General features: G+C 74.7%; 16 protein-coding genes. 2 read left to right on the forward strand and 14 right to left on the reverse strand.

Features of this window, described 5'->3' with window-relative positions:
- The 4 genes from GA0070560_RS12955 to GA0070560_RS12970 all read right to left on the reverse strand — a co-directional run bounded on the left by GA0070560_RS12955 (position 1) and on the right by GA0070560_RS12970 (position 4,503).
- Positions 1-1,308, reverse strand: a complete 1,308-nt coding sequence (locus GA0070560_RS12955) for an MFS transporter (protein WP_091295485.1) — start codon at positions 1,306-1,308, stop codon at positions 1-3.
- Positions 1,309-1,444: 136 nt separating this feature from the next.
- A complete protein-coding gene (locus GA0070560_RS12960; RefSeq protein WP_139131487.1) occupies positions 1,445-2,197 on the reverse strand; it encodes a GNAT family N-acetyltransferase in 753 nt (250 codons plus the stop codon).
- Between the two features lie 157 nt (positions 2,198-2,354).
- Positions 2,355-3,056, reverse strand: a complete 702-nt coding sequence (locus GA0070560_RS12965; protein WP_091295492.1) for a UdgX family uracil-DNA binding protein — start codon at positions 3,054-3,056, stop codon at positions 2,355-2,357.
- A 106-nt stretch (positions 3,057-3,162) separates the two neighbouring features.
- A complete protein-coding gene (locus GA0070560_RS12970; protein ID WP_091295496.1) occupies positions 3,163-4,503 on the reverse strand; it encodes an aminotransferase class I/II-fold pyridoxal phosphate-dependent enzyme in 1,341 nt (446 codons plus the stop codon).
- Positions 4,504-4,541: 38 nt separating this feature from the next.
- Between GA0070560_RS12970 and GA0070560_RS12975 the strand changes: the two genes are divergently transcribed.
- Positions 4,542-5,786 (forward strand): bifunctional pyridoxamine 5'-phosphate oxidase family protein/GNAT family N-acetyltransferase, encoded by a 1,245-nt coding sequence (locus GA0070560_RS12975; RefSeq protein WP_091295499.1) that lies wholly within the window; start codon positions 4,542-4,544, stop codon positions 5,784-5,786.
- Positions 5,787-5,788: 2 nt separating this feature from the next.
- Entirely contained in the window at positions 5,789-6,454 is a 666-nt protein-coding gene (gene leuE / locus GA0070560_RS12980) for a leucine efflux protein LeuE (RefSeq protein ID WP_091295505.1), read from the forward strand.
- Between the two features lie 143 nt (positions 6,455-6,597).
- Here the strand turns inward: leuE and GA0070560_RS12985 are convergent, their stop codons facing one another.
- The 10 genes from GA0070560_RS12985 to GA0070560_RS13030 form a co-directional block, all read right to left on the reverse strand.
- Positions 6,598-7,527: a sporulation protein gene (locus GA0070560_RS12985; protein ID WP_091295508.1), complete on the reverse strand. Its 930-nt coding sequence runs from the start codon at positions 7,525-7,527 to the stop codon at positions 6,598-6,600.
- Between the two features lie 231 nt (positions 7,528-7,758).
- Positions 7,759-8,823, reverse strand: coding sequence for a hemolysin family protein (locus tag GA0070560_RS12990; RefSeq protein WP_091295511.1), 1,065 nt, complete (start codon positions 8,821-8,823; stop codon positions 7,759-7,761).
- Positions 8,820-10,169 (reverse strand): hemolysin family protein, encoded by a 1,350-nt coding sequence (locus GA0070560_RS12995; protein WP_091295515.1) that lies wholly within the window; start codon positions 10,167-10,169, stop codon positions 8,820-8,822. The genes GA0070560_RS12990 and GA0070560_RS12995 overlap by 4 nt, the downstream gene beginning before the upstream one ends.
- Before the next feature lie 161 nt (positions 10,170-10,330).
- Positions 10,331-10,672, reverse strand: coding sequence for a monovalent cation/H(+) antiporter subunit G (gene mnhG, locus GA0070560_RS13000; RefSeq protein WP_091295518.1), 342 nt, complete (start codon positions 10,670-10,672; stop codon positions 10,331-10,333).
- Positions 10,669-10,932, reverse strand: coding sequence for an MrpF/PhaF family protein (locus tag GA0070560_RS13005; protein ID WP_091295521.1), 264 nt, complete (start codon positions 10,930-10,932; stop codon positions 10,669-10,671). Before GA0070560_RS13005 ends, mnhG begins: the two co-directional genes overlap by 4 nt.
- Positions 10,929-11,504: a Na+/H+ antiporter subunit E gene (locus GA0070560_RS13010; RefSeq protein WP_091295524.1), complete on the reverse strand. Its 576-nt coding sequence runs from the start codon at positions 11,502-11,504 to the stop codon at positions 10,929-10,931. The genes GA0070560_RS13005 and GA0070560_RS13010 overlap by 4 nt, the downstream gene beginning before the upstream one ends.
- Complete coding sequence (locus tag GA0070560_RS13015; RefSeq protein WP_091295529.1) at positions 11,501-13,006, reverse strand: Na+/H+ antiporter subunit D; 1,506 nt, start codon at positions 13,004-13,006, stop codon at positions 11,501-11,503. Before GA0070560_RS13015 ends, GA0070560_RS13010 begins: the two co-directional genes overlap by 4 nt.
- Positions 13,003-13,485 (reverse strand): Na(+)/H(+) antiporter subunit C, encoded by a 483-nt coding sequence (locus GA0070560_RS13020; protein WP_091295532.1) that lies wholly within the window; start codon positions 13,483-13,485, stop codon positions 13,003-13,005. The genes GA0070560_RS13015 and GA0070560_RS13020 overlap by 4 nt, the downstream gene beginning before the upstream one ends.
- Positions 13,482-16,313 carry a Na+/H+ antiporter subunit A gene (locus GA0070560_RS13025; RefSeq protein ID WP_091295535.1) on the reverse strand — a complete coding sequence of 944 codons (2,832 nt, stop codon included), beginning with the start codon at positions 16,311-16,313 and terminating at the stop codon, positions 13,482-13,484. The genes GA0070560_RS13020 and GA0070560_RS13025 overlap by 4 nt, the downstream gene beginning before the upstream one ends.
- A 151-nt stretch (positions 16,314-16,464) precedes the next feature.
- Complete coding sequence (locus GA0070560_RS13030; protein ID WP_091295538.1) at positions 16,465-16,842, reverse strand: hypothetical protein; 378 nt, start codon at positions 16,840-16,842, stop codon at positions 16,465-16,467.
- Positions 16,843-17,020: the final 178 nt, after the last annotated feature.

The following is a 17,020-nucleotide window of genomic DNA, read 5'->3' on the forward strand; positions in this document are numbered from 1 at the left end:
TCATTCCTCCTCGTCGGTCGCCCCGGACGGCGGCGCCGGACGCAACGCTAGCGCCACCAGGGGCACCACCGCGATCGCCGCCAGCAGGGTGAGCGCCGGATAACCCGCCATCCGTACGACAAACCCGCTGGCCGCCGCCGCACCGGCCCCGGCCAGCCCCATGGTCAGGTCCGACAGCCCCTGCACACTCGGGCGGACCCCGGTCGGCACCGACTCCGACAGCAGGGTCGAGCCGGCGACCATGGTGCCCGACCAGCCCAGCCCGAGCAGGACCAGGCCGACCGAGAGCAGCGGCGTGTGGTGCCCGGCCGTCCCGGCGACCGCGCAGGCGGCCAGCAGGGTGCCCACCCCGCCGAGGATCACCGCGCGCCGGCCGACCCGGTCGGTGAGCCAGCCCACCACCGGGGAGAGCGCGTACATGCCGGCGATGTGCAGGCTCAGCACGATGCCGACCACGCGCAGCACGTCCACGTCGGCGTGCGACTCGCCCAGGCGTACCGGGGTCATCGTCATCACCGCGACCATCACCAGGTGGCCGACCGCGACGGCGGCGATGCCGAGCCGGGCGGCCGGCCGGGCGGCGACCACCCGCCACGCCGCGCGCATGCCGGCCCCGCGCGGCTCGGCCGCCGCCGGGGACCCGGCGGCCACCGGCACGGCCGCCGCGAGCCGGCGCGCGGTGAGCAGCGGGTCGGGCCGCAGCAGCACCAGCAGTACGATCGCCGCCAGCACGAAGGCCGCCGCGCTGAACGCGAAGGGTCCGGCCAGTGGCGGGATTCCCCAGCCGTGGGTGACGCCGTCGGCGAGCGCGGCGAAGTTCGGGGCGGCCACCGCGCCGATGGTGGTGGCCCAGACGATCAGCGACAACTGGCGGGCGCGCCGGGCCGGCTCGGCGAGGTCCACCGCGGTGTAGCGGGCCTGGAGGTTGGCGGCGGTGCCGCCACCGAAGAGCAGCATGCCGAGGAAGAGCAGGGGCACCCAGCCGGTGACCGCGGCGAGCACCACCAACACCCCGCCGACCGCGCCGACGAGGTACGCCAGCACCAGCCCCGGCCGGCGGCCGTGCCCGGCCATGATCCGGGTGACCGGGATCGCGAGCAACGCCGCGCCGACCACCCCGGCGCTCTGCGCGAGCCCCGCCACGGCCGTCCCGGCGACCCGGGCGGCGAGCAGCGCCCCGACGGACAGCCCGATGGTGACGCCGATGCCGCCGATGATCTGGGTCCCGAAGAGCAGCCGCAACGTACGTCGCTGGATCGGGGCGACGTCCGGGCGGGTGGGTGCCGGCGCGGTCAGGTCGGTGGCCATCGAAGGCTCCTGGGTAAGGGGTGACGGGCTGCCCCATCCTTGCGCATCCGCCTGCGGCGGCGCACGGGTGTTCCTCCCGGAGCCGAGTTCCGTCCGGCGCACCCGCACCGGGCGGCCCGGCGTGCCCGGCGGCCGCTCAGCTCCACCAGGTGGCGTCGGCGACCGGAGCGAACCCGAGCGAGTCGTAGAGCGGCCGGCCGGCCCGGGCGGCGGTCAGCGTCACCGGCCGGTCGCCGAGGTGCGCCAGCGCCCCGTGCAGCAGCGCCCGGCCGACGCCGCGGGAACGGTGCGTGGGCAGCGTGGTCATCCAGTAGATCCCGGCGCCGTCGTCGGCCACGGTCAGGCAGGCGCCGGCCGGCGTCCCGCCCCGGTGGGCCAGCAGGAAACGGGTCTGCGGCCGGTCGAGCAGCGCGGGCGGGAACGCCTCGCCCGGCCGGTGGGGCCGCCACGCCTCCAGCGGGAAGCCGTGCACCACCAGGCCCTCGGCGACGGCGAGCTGCGCCGGGGTCGTGGCGAGGGTGACCTCCAGGGCGGGCGGCGGGACCGGTGCCGGCCGGCGGACCATGATCGGCAGGGACCGCCGGGTGAGCCCGGCCCCGGTGAGGTCCACGCCGCCGAACGGGTCCTCGACGACGACCCGGCCCGGCAGCCGACGCCGCACCAGGTCGGTCAGCGCCGCCACGTCGGCTGCCGACGGCGAGGAGGTCAGCAGCAGGATCCGCAGGCCGGCTCGGTCGTCACCATGGACGGCGAGCAGACCGGGCAGCCGGGTCAGCGCATGCCCCCGGGCCTCGGCGAGCGCCGTCCAGAGCACGGCGGCGTTCCGGGTGGCGAGGCGCAGGTCGTCGATGGCCTCGTCGGACCGGGCGGTGATCGGAGCGGTACCCATGCCGGCCACGCTAGGCGGCCCGCCGCCACCGACGCAGGTCCAATACGGCAGCCTCGGACTGGTCCCCTCGCCGAAGGTGGTCGGTCATCGTCGCCGGGGGCGGCGTTTGCCGGCGACGACCCGGAACGGGGACGGCGCGGACGGCACCGGCGGTGGGTCAGGCCGCCAGTGCCCGGGCGGCGACGGTGAGGTCGGCGACCAGTCCCTCGTACGCCGTGTTCTGGTCGTCGGCGCGCAGCACGGCGGACGGGTGGATGGTGGCCAGCAGCCGGGCGGCGGGCGCGTCGGCGACCTTCCCGGCGCTGTCCACCGGCACCCGGGCGAAGTCCTCGGGGCGCTGGGCGGACGCGGGCCACGGCAGCAGCTCGCCGCGCTGCCGGGTGACCCGGAACGACGGGCCGAGCAACGCCTTCGCGGCGGTCGCGCCGAGCACCACCACCAGTTCCGGGCGCAGGCGGGAGAACTCGGCCACCAGCCACGGCCGGCAGGCGGTGATGTGCACCCGGTCCGGGGTCTGGTGGATGCGCCGCCTGCCCCGCAGCTCGAAACGGAAGTGCTTCACGGCGTTGGTCAGGTAGAGGTGACCCGGGTCGATGCCGGCGTCGTCGACCGCCTTGCGCAGCAGCCGCCCGGCGGGGCCGACGAAGGGCAGCCCCTTGTGGTCCTCCATGTCGCCGGGCTGCTCACCGACGAAGACCAGCCGGGCGCTCTCGTCGCCCCGGCCGAAGACCGTCTGCGAGGCGTCCCGGTACAGCTCACAGCCCTGGCAGCCGGCGGCCGCGGCACGCAACTGGTCCAGGGTGTCGGCCTGCGGCGGGATGAACTGCTGGGCACCGGGGGCGTCGATCTGCTCGGCCATGCCGAAAGTTCTACCCTGCGCGGCGGTCACGCGGCGCACCCGCCCGGCGTGGCGGCGGGGCCTTCGCCGCCACCCGTGCCCGTCGCCCGTCCCGAAGTGCCGCGGGTCAGGCGCTGAAGCCGCCCGGGCCGGTGGGGCGCACCGCGGCCGCGACCGCGTCGGCCAGGGGCTCGACCTCGGCGTCGTCGAGGGTGCTGACGGTGATCCGGACGCCCGGCTCGGCCCCGATCCGGAACAGCGCGCCCGGGGCCACCGACCACCCGGCGTCCCGCAGCGCGGTCACCGCGACGGTCTCGTCCGGCACCGGGAGCCAGACGTTGATGCCGGTGCGGCCGTACCCGGTCAGGCCCCGGGCGGCGAGCGCGGCGAGCAGGGCGTCCCGACGTCGCTCGTACTCCTGCCCCGCCCGACGGACCAGCCCGGCGGTGGCCGGGTCGCGCCAGAGCGACAGTACGAGACGTTGCAGCACGGTGGAGACCCAGCCGGCGCCGACCCGGGCCCGGCCGGCGACCCGGGCCACCGTCGCCTCGTCGCCGGTCAGCACGGCCAGCCGCAGGTCGGGCCCGAAGGGTTTGCTCACCGACCGGACGAAGGCCCACGCCGGGGTCGCCCCGGCGAGGGGGTGCAGCGGCACGTGGGCCAGCTCGGCGGCGTGGTCGTCCTCGATCAGCAGCAGGTCGGGGCGGCCGGCGAGCAGGTCGCGCAGCGCGACGGCCCGGTCGATGCCGACGGCGGCGCCGGTCGGGTTCTGCGCGCGGCTGGTCACCACCAGCGCCCGCGCGCCGAGGGCCAGTGCGTCGCGCACGCCGGCCACGGTGGGGCCGTCGGGGTCCACCGGTACGCCGATCGGGCGCAGCCCCGCGGCGGCGACCAGGTCGAGCAGGTTGGCCCAGCCCGGGTCCTCCACCGCCACCGCGTCGCCGGGGCGCAGGTGGGCGGCGAGCAGCCGCTCGATGCCGTCCAACGCTCCCCCGGTGACGGTGATCTCCGCCGCCGGCACGCCGTCGGCCGCGAGGCGCGCGCGGGCCACCTCGGCGAGCTCGGGGAGCACGGCGCTCGACGCGTACCCGACGGGTGGGCCGATCTCGGCGGCGAGTGCGGCGAGGTGCGGGCCGAGCGGGGGCAGCAGCCGGGAGTCCGGCTGGCCCTGGGAGAGGTCGCGGGCGCCGGGGGCGGACGGGGGACGCAGCGCGGCGCGGCGGGTGGCGACCGGCGGGCGGGGCCGGACCCGGGTGCCGTGCCGGCCGGCGGTGACGACCAGGCCCCGCCGGCGCAGTTCCTGGTAAGCCTTCGCGACCGTGGCCGGGCTGACGGCCAGCTCGGCGGCGAGCGCCCGGACGGCGGGCAGCGCGCTGCCGGCCGTCAGCGCGCCGGTGCGGATGCCGGTTTCCACGCTGGCCGAGATGGCGGCCGAGCTGCCGCCGCTGATCTGATAACGTACTGCCACAGTTCGAGGATTGTACTAGCACAAAGGTGGGATGTCACATGTACGCCCCGACCGCGCGGACCACCGCCAGCCGCTCCCGGGACCGGATGAGCTACGACCGGGCGGCGGCGCACGCGGTGCTCGACGAGGCGTACCACTGTGTGCTGGGGTTCACCGTGGACGGCGAGCCCCGCCTGCTGCCCACCCTGCACGTACGCGTCGGCGACACCCTCTACCTGCACGGCTCCACCGGCAGCCGACCGCTGCTGGCCGCCCGGGGCGACGCCGGGCTGCGGGTCTGCGTCACCGTCACGCTGCTCGACGGGCTGGTCTACGGCCGCTCGCAGTTCCACCACAGCGCCAACTACCGCTCGGTCGTGGCGCACGGCGTCGCGCGCCTGGTGACCGACGAGGCGGAGAAGCGCGAGATGCTGACCGCCCTGGTCGAGAAGGTGGGCGTCGGCCGCAGCGCGGACAGCCGGCCGCCGAGCCGCCGGGAGCTGGCCGAGACGGCCGTGCTGGCGCTGCCGCTGCGCGAAGTGTCGGTGCGGTCGCGCACCGGCGGTGTCCGCGACGAGCCGGGCGACTACGAGCTGCCGTACTGGGCCGGAGTGGTGCCGCTGCGGCTGACCGCCGGGCTGCCCGAGCCGGACGCGGGGGTGACCGCGCCGGTGCCGGCGTACCTGCGGGCCGCCGACTCGCCCTGGCGGGCGGCGGCGGCCCTGCGCGGCGAGCACGTGCTGCTGGAGCCGCTGGACCTGGCGCACGCCGACGAACTCTTCGCCGCCACCGCCGAGCCGGAGGTCTGGGCGCACCTGGGCCACCCGCCGCCCAGCACCCCGGCCGACATGCGGGCGATCGTCGCCACCGCGCTCGCCGCCGGGCAGCGCGGCGAGCGGGTGCCGTGGGTGCAGCGCTGCGCGCGGACGGGGGCGGTGGTCGGCACCACCTCCTACCACGAGCTCGACCCGGAACGGCGGTCGGTGGCCATCGGGTACACCTGGCTGGGCCGGCCGTGGTGGCGCAGCGGGATCAACACCGAGGCCAAGCTGCTGTTGCTGACCCGTGCCTTCGACGAACTGGGCGCGGTGCGGGTGGCCTGGCACACCGACATCCGCAACACCCGCTCGCAGGCGGCGATCGAGCGGCTCGGCGCGACCCGGGAGGGCGTGCTGCGGATGCACCGGCAGCGCCCCGACGGCTCCTGGCGGGACACCGTGCAGTACGCGATGACCATCGACGAGTGGCCGAACGCACAGGTCAAGCTGCGGGAACGACTTCACCGCGCGGCACCGGTGGGGTGAGGATGGCGGGCGTGCTGGGCATCACCGACATCTGGACGTACGTGCTGGGGACCGTGGCGATCATCCTGCTGCCGGGTCCCAACTCGCTCTTCGTGCTCTCCACCGCGGCGAAACGGGGGGTGGGGGCCGGTTACCGCGCCGCGGGCGGAGTGTTCGTCGGCGACGGGGTGCTGATGTTCCTCTCCGCCGCCGGGGTGGCGTCGCTGCTCAAGGCGTATCCGCCGCTCTTCCTGGTGATCAAGTACGCGGGCGCGGCGTACCTCGGCTATGTCGGGTTGACGATGCTGCGCGGCGCCTGGCGGCGCTGGCGCGACCGCAACGACCCGACGGCGCCGCGGCTGATCGACGCGGCGGAGCCGGCGGCGATGCGCAGCCCGTTCCGCAAGGCGCTGGTGATCAGCCTGCTCAACCCGAAGGCGATCCTCTTCTTCATCTCGTTCTTCATCCAGTTCGTCGACCCGGGCTACGCCTGGCCGGCGCTGTCGTTCCTGCTGCTCGGGCTGATCGCCCAGGTCACCAGCGTGCTCTACCTGACCGCGCTGATCTTCGCGGGCACCTTCCTCGCCGCCCAGTTCCGGCGCCGTCGGCGGCTGGCCGCAGGCGCCACCACCGGGGTCGGGGTGCTCTTCCTCGGCTTCGGCCTCAAGCTCGCCACCGCCTCGGTCTGACCGCGCGCGGCAGCACCACGAGCCGGCCACTCGCACCGGGCCGGCGGGCCCGCGACACCGGCCACGCTCCGAGGGAGGCAGCACGGCGAGCCGACCACACGCCGAGCGGGGCACACCCGTGGGCCGGTGGCGGCGTACCGGCGTCAGGCGCCGTCGCCGCCACCACCGCCGCCACCGATGCCCGGGCCGCCGGCGGTGCCGCCGAGCCCGTAGCCGGGTGCGACCGGCTCGTCCGGCGGGCGGCTGACGTGCGCGGACTCGCTGATCCGGGCGGACCAGTCGGAGTGGGCGACCGCGGCCGCGTGCCGGTTGATCGCCACCCGTAGCCAGCCGTCCACGGTGGCGACCCAGTCCCGTCGCTCCCCGCCGGCGTGCCAGATCCGGAACCGGCTGATGCTCTGGTGGCTGATCCCGGTCAGGGAGAGCCGCCGGTCCATCCAGAGCAGCACCTCCAGGCCGGCCGAGTTGGCCACGAAGATCAGTTCCAGCTCGGTGATGGGGCCGGCGTAGAGGGGCGCCACCCAGTACCCGAGGCGTTGGTGCAGCGGCAGAGCCTGCTCGACCCCGGGCAGCCGGCCCTGCACCAGGCCCGCCTGCCGCATCACGAAGCCGAGCGTGTCCAGCGCGGCCAGGATGTGCTGCTGGACGGGGAGCGGGTGGACGAGGACCGGCACCATCGCGCCCACCTCCCGGTCCAGGTCGACGGAGACCTCGGTACGCAGTCCGGTGCGCAGACTCATCAGCGGCACCGCGCCGAACACCGTCACCGGGGTCTCCCACGGCAGCGGCAGGGCGAAGTCGACCGCCCGCCGCCGCCCGGCCGGCACCACGAACCGACCGGCGATCGGCACCCGGTGGTACTGCACGAGCCTGCGGGGAGCGTCCGGATCCTCCGGCTCGGCGGTGGCCACCAGCCCGAGCCGGATGCGCCGGACGGGCACGTCGTCCCGGCCGGCGGTGAGCGTCACCCGCCCGGGCAGGCGCAGTCCGGGCCGGGTGCTCGGATTGGTCAGGGTGGTGCTCACCGACAGCCCGCTCCATCCGGACTCCCGCGCCACCCCGGTCAACCGCATCCCGCCGCTCCCCCGTCCGTCACCGCACGGGGCCGTCTTCCCGCTCTCCGGCCGGGCACGCCACCGGATCCAACCCGGCCGGCTGCCCGGCCCGGCCGACGCGAGCCGACCGCGTCTCGGGTGCCGCCCGGCGACCTGCCAGCCGGCACGCGGCGGCGCGGGCGGGTCCACGGACGCGGACCGGCCGCCGGGTCACGGGGATCCGGCGGCCGGTCGGTACGGGGTACGGGGTCAGCGCATGCGCCGCCCACGCGGCACCGGGTCGGTCTCGTCGTCGAACTCGCCGATGACCTCCTCCAGCAGATCCTCCAGCGCCACGAACCCGATCGGCCGGGTCGGGCCGCCGCCGTTGCGGACCAGAGCCAGCTGGGCCTGGTCGGCCCGCATCGCGGCCACCGCCTCGGTGACCGAGGAGGCCGCCGGCAGGGTGAACGCGCGGGTCATCAGCTCACCCGCGGTCGCCGACCGGCCGGTGGTGACCGCCCGCACCGCCTCTCGTACGTGGACCAGGCCGCAGACCTCGCCGGACGGGTCGAGCACGGCGAGCCGGGACCGGCCGCTGTCGCGGCTGACCTGCTCGACGTGCTCGGCGGAGTCGTCCCGGCGGACCGTGACGATCCGGTCGAAGGGCTCCATCACGTCGGCGACGGTGGTGCCCTGCAGCTCCAGCATGCTGGTCAGCAGCTGGTGCTGCTCGGCGCCGAGCATGCCGTGCTCGCGGGACTGTTCCAGCAGGATGCGCAGTTCGTCCGGGCCGTGCACCTGGGCGAGCTGGTCCTGCCCCTGCACGCCGACCAGCCGCAGCATCGCGTTGGCCAGCGCGTTGAGCGCCGACAACACCGGGCGGGCGACCCGGGCGAAGGCCCGGAACGGCAGGGCCAGCAGCATCGCCGACCGCTCCGCGTCGGTGATCGCCCACGACTTCGGGGCCATCTCGCCGACCACCAGGTGCAGGAAGGTCACCAGCCCGAGGGCGAAGACCAGGGCGATCAGGTGACTGGCCGTGTCCGGCAGCCCGACCGCGTGCAGCAGCGGGCTGAGCAGGTGCTCGATCGCCGGTTCGGCCAGGGCGCCGAGGCCCAGCGTGCACAGGGTGATGCCGAGCTGGGCGCCGGCCAGCATCAGCGACAGCTCGCGGACACCGTCCAGCGCGGCCCGGGCGGCCCGGCCACCCCCGGCGGCGGCCTGCTCCAGTCGGTAGCGTTTCGAGGCCACCAACGCGAACTCGGCGGCCACGAAGAAGCCGTTGAGCGCGAGCAGCACCACGGAGGTCAACAGCGCGACGGTGGGGCTCATCCGACCTCCTCCGCGCCGCCGGCCATCCGCAGCCGGACCGAGTCGGCGACGTGCCGGTCCACGGCGAGCACCTCGACGAGGGCCTTCGGCCGCCCGGCCGGCTCCTCGCCGTCGGCCGGGAGGGTGATCTCCAGCCGGTCACCGACCTCGGGCACCCGGCCCAGCTCGCGCATGACCAGGCCGGAGAGGGTGTCGTACTCGGGGGCCTCGGGCAGCGCGATGCCGGTGCTGTCGGCCACCTCGTCGATCCGCCAGCGGGCCGGCACCACCCAGGAGCCGTCCGCCTGCCGCGCGGGCGCCCGCTCCGGCGGGTCGTCCTCGTCGCGGATCGGGCCGACCAGTTCCTCGGCGAGGTCCTCCAGCGTGATCACGCCGGCGAAGCCGCCGTACTCGTCGACCACGCAGGCGAGCTGTCGGTGCCCGGACCGCAGCCGGTCCAGCACCGTCGGCAGCGGCAGGGTCTCCGGCACCAGCAACGGGGGTACGGCCACCGCGCTGACCGGGGTGCTCGACCGCTGCGCCGGGGGTACGCCGAGCACGTCGGCGATGCCGACCACGCCGACCAGGTCGTCCACCCCCTCGGCGCCGCGCACCGGGAAACGGGAGTGGCCGGTGTCGAGCAGCTCGACCACCCGGCTGACCGGCTCGTGCGCCCGTACGGTGTGCACGTGGACCCGGGGGACCATGGCCTCCCCGGCGGTCAGCTCCCGGAAGTCGAGCCCTCGGTCGAGCAGGTCGGACATCTCGGCGTCGAGGTGCCCCTCCTCGCGGGACTCGGCGATGATCTGTTCCAGGTCCTTCGGGGTGGCTCCGCTGGGCAGTTCCTCGATCGGCTCGATGCCGATCCGGCGCAGCAGCCGGACCGCGGCCCGGTCGAACAGCGTGATCAGCGGGCCGGCGACCTTCAGGTAGATCAGGGTGGAGCGGCTCAACGCCCGGGCGAGGGGCTCGGGGCGGGCGATGGCGAGGTTCTTCGGGGCCAGCTCACCGAGGACCATCTGCACCACGGTGGCGATGGTCAGGGCCAGCGCGACCGACAGCGGCAGGCTGACCGCGGTGGACACCCCGACGCCACCGAGCAGCTCGGCCAGCCCGGCACCCAGGTACGGCTCGGCGACGTAACCGACGAGCAGGGCGGTGACGGTGATGCCGAGTTGGGCGCCGGAGAGCATGAAGGAGAGCCGACCGGTGACCTCCAGCGCCCGGGCGGACGCCTGGTCGCCGTCGTCGGCGCGCTGCTTGAGCTTGCCGCGGTCCACCGCGACGTAGCCGAACTCCTGCGCCACGAAGTACCCGGTGGCGGCGGTGAGGACGATGATGAGGACGAGACCGACGACGATCAACACGGGTCGCTCAGGGCTCCCGGGGTCGTCGGGCCGTGGGGATGCCGGGCACGACCCGGCTGGCTACTGCTGCCCTCCTGGGCAGAAGAGTCGATCATGCAGCAATTCTATCGGCAGTCGCTGAATGCCCGCTGAAGGTGGGGACAATGCCGCTGCTCGGTCCGCTATCTTCCCGGATCGGCCAACTCGTCGACGTCGAGCAGGTCCCGGTCGACCCGGCCGGACCGGTAGGCGGCCCGGCCGATCATCTGCGCGGCGACCGGCGCGGTGGCCAGTTGGAAGACCCCCACCAGCAGGATCATGCCCAGGTCGGTCGGGGTACGCAGCCGCAGCGCCAGCCCGACCAGCAGCAGCAGCACGCCGAGCACCTGTGGCTTGGTCGCCGCGTGCATCCGGTCCAGCACGTCCGGGAAGCGCAGCACCCCGATGCCGGCGACGAGGCTGAGCAGGGCGCCCGCCACCAGCGCCACCGCACCGAGCCAGTCGAGGACCGTGCCCGTGTTCACGCCTCCTCCCGGACGGCGAAGCGGACCAGGGCCACCGAGCCGACGAAACCGAGCATGGCGAGGACCACCAGCACGGGCAGTGTGGTGGCGTGCCGGTTGACCGCCGCCTCGGCGCCCACCGCACCGAGCATGACGGCGAGCAGCAGGTCGGCGGCGATCACCCGGTCGAGCAGGGAGGGGCCCCGGTAGATCCGGGCCAGGGCCAGCAGCGCGGTGACCGAGAGCAGCACGGTCAGCACGACGGCGAGGACGACGGTCATGTCTCGGACCTCCGGTCGGCGGGATCGGTGGAGAGCAGGCGCAGCTCGGCGTCGGAGCCGATCGCCCGGACGATGCGCTCCTCGACGGCGAGGACCCGGTCGCGGCTGCCGGTCAGATCCTGCGGTACGCGGACGTCGAGGACGTGCACGTAGAGGACCCCGGCGTCCCGGTCCACCTGGACGATCAGGGTGCCGGGGACAAGGGAGAGCAGTTCGGCGGTGAGCGCCAGGTTGAGGTCGCTGCGCACCCGCAGTCGTACCCCGATGATCGCCCCCCGGGGCCGGAAGCCGGGGCGTACCGCGATCGCGGCGACGTGGACGCTGGCGCTGACCAGCTCGACGACGAAGGTGCCGGCGAGGACCAGCAGCGCCGTCGGCCGCAGCCGGCCGCCGAAGGAGACCGGCGGGAGCGGGAAGAAGAGCAGCACCGCCGCGCCGACCAGCGTCCCGCCGACCAGGTTTCCCCAGGTGACCTCCCCCCAGAGCAGGTTCCAGACGGCGATCAGCCAGCCCAGCGCGATCGCCTGGTCCCGCCAGCGGCCGTACCGGCCGGGCGGCGGGGACGGGGTCACCGCGCGCCGCCCGGCAGGACGGCCTCCACGTACGGGGTGCGCTGCCGCAGGTCGGCCGCGGCGTCGGCGGTGACGCGGAAGAGCGGGCCGGCGGCGAGCGTGAGCACCAGGCCGAGCGCCACCAGGGCGACGGTGGCCCCGACCATGAGGTGCGGCAGCCGGACCATCGGCTCGGCGGTGGCCAGCTGCGGCGCCCGCCAGAAGGCGATGGCCCACACCCGCGACGCCGCGTACAGGGTGAGCAGGCTGGTCAGGGTGCCGGCGGCCACCAGCACCCAGGGCAGCGGACCGCCCACCGCCACACCGGCCTGGAGCAGGCCCAGCTTGCCGAGGAAGCCGGAGAAGGGCGGGATGCCGGCGAGGTTCATCGCCGGGACGAAGAAGAGCACCGCCAGCAGCGGGGTGATCCGGGCCAGGCCGCCGAGCCGGCGCAGGTCGGTGCTGCCGGCCCGCTCCTCGACCAGGCCGGCGACCAGGAAGAGGGTGGTCTGGACGGTGATGTGGTGCACCACGTAGAAGATCGCGCCGGAGAGCGCGGCGGCGGTGCTCAGCGCCACCCCGAAGATCATGTACCCGATGTGGCTGACCAGGGTGAACGAGAAGAGCCGCTTCAGGTCCGACTGGGCCACCGCGCCGAGGACACCGATCACCATCGTCAGCCCGGCGACCACCATGAGCAGCCCGGAGACGTCCCCGCCGGGGAAGAGCAGCGTCTCGGTACGGATGATGGCGTACACGCCGACCTTGGTGAGCAGGCCGGCGAAGACGGCGGTCACCGGGGCCGGCGCGGTCGGGTAGCTGTCCGGCAGCCAGGCGGAGAGCGGGAAGACCGCCGCCTTGATGCCGAAGGCGAGCAGCAGCATCAGCTGCAACCCGAGCCGTACGCCGTCGGGCAGCGCGTCGAGCCGGGCGGCGAGCTGCGCCATGTTGAGGGTGCCGGTGGCCGCGTACACCAGGCCCACCGCGGCCAGGAAGATCAGCGAGGAGAGGATGCTGACCACGACGTACGTCGAGCCGGTGCGGATCCGGGCTTCGGTCCCGCCGAGGGTGATCAGCACGAAGCTCGCAGCGAGCAGCATCTCGAAGCCGACGAAGAGGTTGAACAGGTCACCGGCGAGGAAGGCGTTGGTGATGCCGGCGGCCAGCACCAGGTAGGTCGGATGGTAGATGCTCACCGGCGCCGACTCGCTGGTCTCCCCCCGCCCCTGCCCGATGGAGTAGAGCAGCACGCAGAGGGTCACCGCCGAGGAGACCACCAGCATCAGCGCGGCCAACTGGTCGGCGACCAGCACGATCCCCACCGGCGCGGGCCAGCCGCCCACCTGCACCACCACCGGGTCGTACCGGTACGCCTCGACCAGCAGCAGCACCGCGACGAGCAGGTTGGCGGTGAGCGCCACCACGCTGACCGTCCGCTGCGCCCGGGGCCAGTTCGCCAGGATCAGGGTGAGTGCCGCGCCGAGCAACGGCACCACCACCGGCAGCGGGACGAGTGATCTCACTGCGCGCCCCCGGGTCGGCGCAGCCGTCGGCGGGCCGGTCCGGGGTCGACCTGTTCCGGGTCGTCGCCCGGCCCCTCCCCGCCGAGGTCACGGCTGGCGATCTCGTTGCGCTCGGCGAGCCGGACGATCTGCCGGTCCTCCAGGTCGTCCTGCACCTCGTCGTCGCCGCTGAGATACCAACTGCGGTACGCCACGGCGGCCAGGAAGGCGGTCAGCCCGAAGGTGATCACGATGGCGGTGAGGATCATCGCCTGCGGCAGCGGGTCGCTGAAGTCACCGGGCGCCCCGGTGCCCACCACCGGCGCGTCACCGGGCCGGCCGCCGAGCAGGATGAGCAGGTTCACGCCGTTGCCGAGCAGGATGACGCCGAGCAGGATCCGGGTCAGGCTCCGTTCCAGCAGCAGGGTCACCCCGGTGCCGGTGAGCACGCCGACGGCGAGCACCAGCACCAGGGTGGGCCCCGCCCCGCCGGTCCTCACGTCGACTCCCCGTCCTGGACGACCAGTCCGCGCTCGGACCTGCCGGCCGCCTCGATGTGCCGGTCGACCTCGGCGCCGAGGCTGCGCAGAATGTCCAGCACCAGCCCGACCACGACCAGGTAGACGCCGACGTCGAAGAAGAGCGAGGTCACCAGGTACGGCCCGCCGAGCCCGGGCAGCGGCAGGTCCACCTTGGTGCTCTCCAGCACGGTGCCGGTGACGAGCAGGCCCACCACGCCGCTGCCGACGGAGATCGCCAGTCCGGCGCCGAGCACGGGCCCGGCCCCGACCGGGGCGCTGTCGGCCAGCTCGTACCGGCCGCCGGCGAGGTAGCGCAGGGCCAGCGCGAGGCCCGCGACCAAGCCGCCGGAGAAGCCGCCGCCGGGGGCGTTGTGGCCGGAGAAGAGCAGGAAGAACGAGAAGAGCACGAGGGTGTGGAACACCAGCCGGGTGACCACCTCGAAGACGATCGAACGGCGCCGTTCCTGGAGGGTGGGCCCGCCGCGCAGCCAGACCGGCCGGCTGTCGCGGTGGGGCCCGGACGGCTCCCGCCGGCGGGGCCGGGGCCCGGTGCGGGACCGCTCGAAGATCAGACTGGCCACCCCGGTGGCGGCGACCACCAGCACCGAGATCTCGCCCATGGTGTCCCAGGCCCGTAGGTCGACCAGCGTCACGTTGACCACGTTGCGGCCGTACCCCTGCAGGACCGCGAGGTCGGGGAAGGCCACCGAGATCGGTTCGGCGGTGCGGGCGGTGGCGGCGACCAGGGCGAGGCCGGCGAGCACCACCCCGACGGCGAGGCCGATCAGCCGCCGTAGGTAGCGGCTGCGGCGCAGCGGACGGGCGGAGAAGCGCTCCGGCAGGCGGCGCAGCACCAGCACGAAGACCGCGATGGTGGCGGTCTCCACCAGGAACTGGGTCAGCGCCAGGTCGGGCGCGCCGTGCAGCACGAAGATCATGGCGGTGCCGTAGCCGGTCACCCCGACCAGCAGCATCGCGGTGAGCCGGCGGCGGGCGGCCACCGCGAACAGCGCGGCGACGGTGATCACCAGGGTCACCATCAGCTGTGCCGGGCTGTCCCACAGGGCGACCCGCTCCGCCCAGGGCCGGGTGAGCAGCAGCGTGCCGCCGGGCACCAGCACCAGCGCGAGCAGCACGGCGCCCAGGTACTGCGGCAGGGAACCGCGCTGGGTCGCGCCGGTGACCTCGATGGCCAGCCGGTCGAACCGGTGGGTGGCCCACTCGTACCCCTGGTTGCCGCCGACCGGCGAGCGGAGCCGGGCCAACGCCGGGGCGAGCGGGCCACGCACCGCGTGCAGCGCCACCCCGACGGCCAGCGCCAGCGCCGACAGTCCGAGCGCCGGGGTGATTCCGTGCCAGAGGGCCAGCTTCTCGTGCGGCACGCCGAAGAGTTCCGCGTACGGGCGCAGCAGGCCGTCCAGCCCGGCGGCGGCGGGTCCGGCGACCAACCCGGCGACGGCGAGCAGCGCCGGGGGCGCCAGCATCGCCGCCGGCACCGGGGCGGCCTCGGTGGGCGGGGTGTCCGGCCGGGTGGCGAAGGCGCCCCAGAGGAACCTGATGCTGTACGCGACGGTCAGTGCGGTCCCCGCCACCAGTCCGGTGAGCAGCAGCGGCCGATCGGTGAGCGCGGCGAGGACCGCCTCCTTGGCGACGAAGCCGAGCAGCGGCGGGACCCCGGCCATGGAGGCCGCGGCGAGCGTGGCGATCCCGGCGAGCACCGGCGCACGCCGGCCGAGACCACTGAGTTCCCGCAGGTCACGGGTGCCGACGTCGTGGTCGATGATGCCGACGACGAGGAAGAGCGCCGCCTTGAACAGGGCGTGCGCCAGCAGCATCGCGACCCCGGCGAGCGCGGCGTCGGCGCTGCCGGCGCCGAGCACCACCGCCAGCAGGCCGAGCTGGCTCACCGTGCCGTACGCCAGCAGCAGCTTCAGGTCGCACTGCCGAAGCGCGGCCCAGCCACCGGCGATCATCGTGACCAGGCCGAGGGTGAGCACCACCGGCCGCCACGGGCCGGCGTCGGCGAGCACCGGGGCGAGCAGCCCGATCAGGTAGACACCGGCCTTGACCATGGCGGCCGCGTGCAGGTACGCGCTGACCGGGGTGGGCGCGGCCATCGCCACCGGCAGCCAGGCGTTGAACGGCACGATCGCCGACTTGGCCAGCGCCCCGGCGAGGATCAGCAGCACCGCGACGCCGAGGGTGGCGCCGCCGGGCAGCGGCGCCGCGGCGATCACCGACCAGCGGTAGCTGCCGGCGTGCGCGCCGAGGATGAGGAAGCCCACCAGCATCGCCAGTCCGCCGAGGGTGGTGACGGTCAGCGCCTGGGCGGCCGCCCACCGGCTGGACCGCCGCTCGGTGCTGTGCCCGATCAGCAGGTAGGAGAAGACCGTGGTCAGCTCCCAGAAGACGTAGAGCAGCAGCAGGTCGTCGGCGAGGACCAGGCCGAGCATCGCCCCGGCGAAGGCGACCAGCACCGCGACGAAGCGGGTCAGCCCGATCGAGCCGCGCGGGAAGTACCGGCCGCAGTAGACCAGCACCAGGGCGCCGACGCCACCGACCAGCATCGTCATCAGCCAGGACAGCGTCGTCATCCGCAGCGCCACGTCGAGGTTGAGCTGGCCGATCCAGGCGTACGTCTCGACGACCGCGCCACCGTCGTGCACGGCGGGCGTACGGGCCAGCGCCCAGCCGACAGCGGCGGCCGGGACGAGCGCCAGCGGGTAGCAGGCACGCGGTCCCCACAGCCGCACGAGCAGCGGCGCGACGAGCGCCGCCACCAGGTGGAGGAGCAGCAGTACGAGCACGCGTCCTCCCCGGGCGAGCTGGCGGCGCGCGCCGGGTCGATTTGTCCCGGCCAGCACCGATCACACGCCAGATCGCCGGCCGATGGGCGGTTTTGCGGGAAATCGCCCCGGGGCGACCGGTCGCTGAGTGGCGTTCGGGGCGGTCGTGAGGTCAGCGCAGGGCGATGTCGCCGGCCGGGACGGCGGGCTCCCGGTCCCGCCGGACCTCGACCAGCAGATCGGGACGGTCGAGCTGCCGGGCCACCTTGTTGACCACCCGCTGGGCGGCGGCGAGGGAGCGCACCGAGAGCAGATTGCCCCGGCTCTCCCGGCGCAGGACGAAGTAGTGCACGGCGGCCCGGACCTGGGCCCGGTCGGCGGCGCTGGCCTGGGCGGTGGCGACGACCAGCTCGCGCAGCGAGGCGGCGAGGCGCTCGGCGAGCTCCAGCTCGGGGCCGCGCAGGCTGCCCCGGACGGCGGCGAGATGGCTGTCGACCTTGCGGATGAGCACGTCGGTGCCGGGCGCGAAGCCGTGCTCCTCGACGGTCATCCGGCCCCCTCCACCCGACGCTGCGTTGCGGGTGAAGTTACTTTATGTTGCGGGCCACAAGCAAGCAGTTAAGTAAGACTTAACACCTCAAGCGCCTGATCCGCCACGTAAGAGCCGCAGCCGGACAGAACAGCGTCCGGGCCGGGGTGGATGTCACACCGGCGGGGCAGGATGGAGG

The sequence above is a fragment of the Micromonospora halophytica genome (assembly GCF_900090245.1).
Lineage (GTDB): Bacteria > Actinomycetota > Actinomycetes > Mycobacteriales > Micromonosporaceae > Micromonospora > Micromonospora halophytica.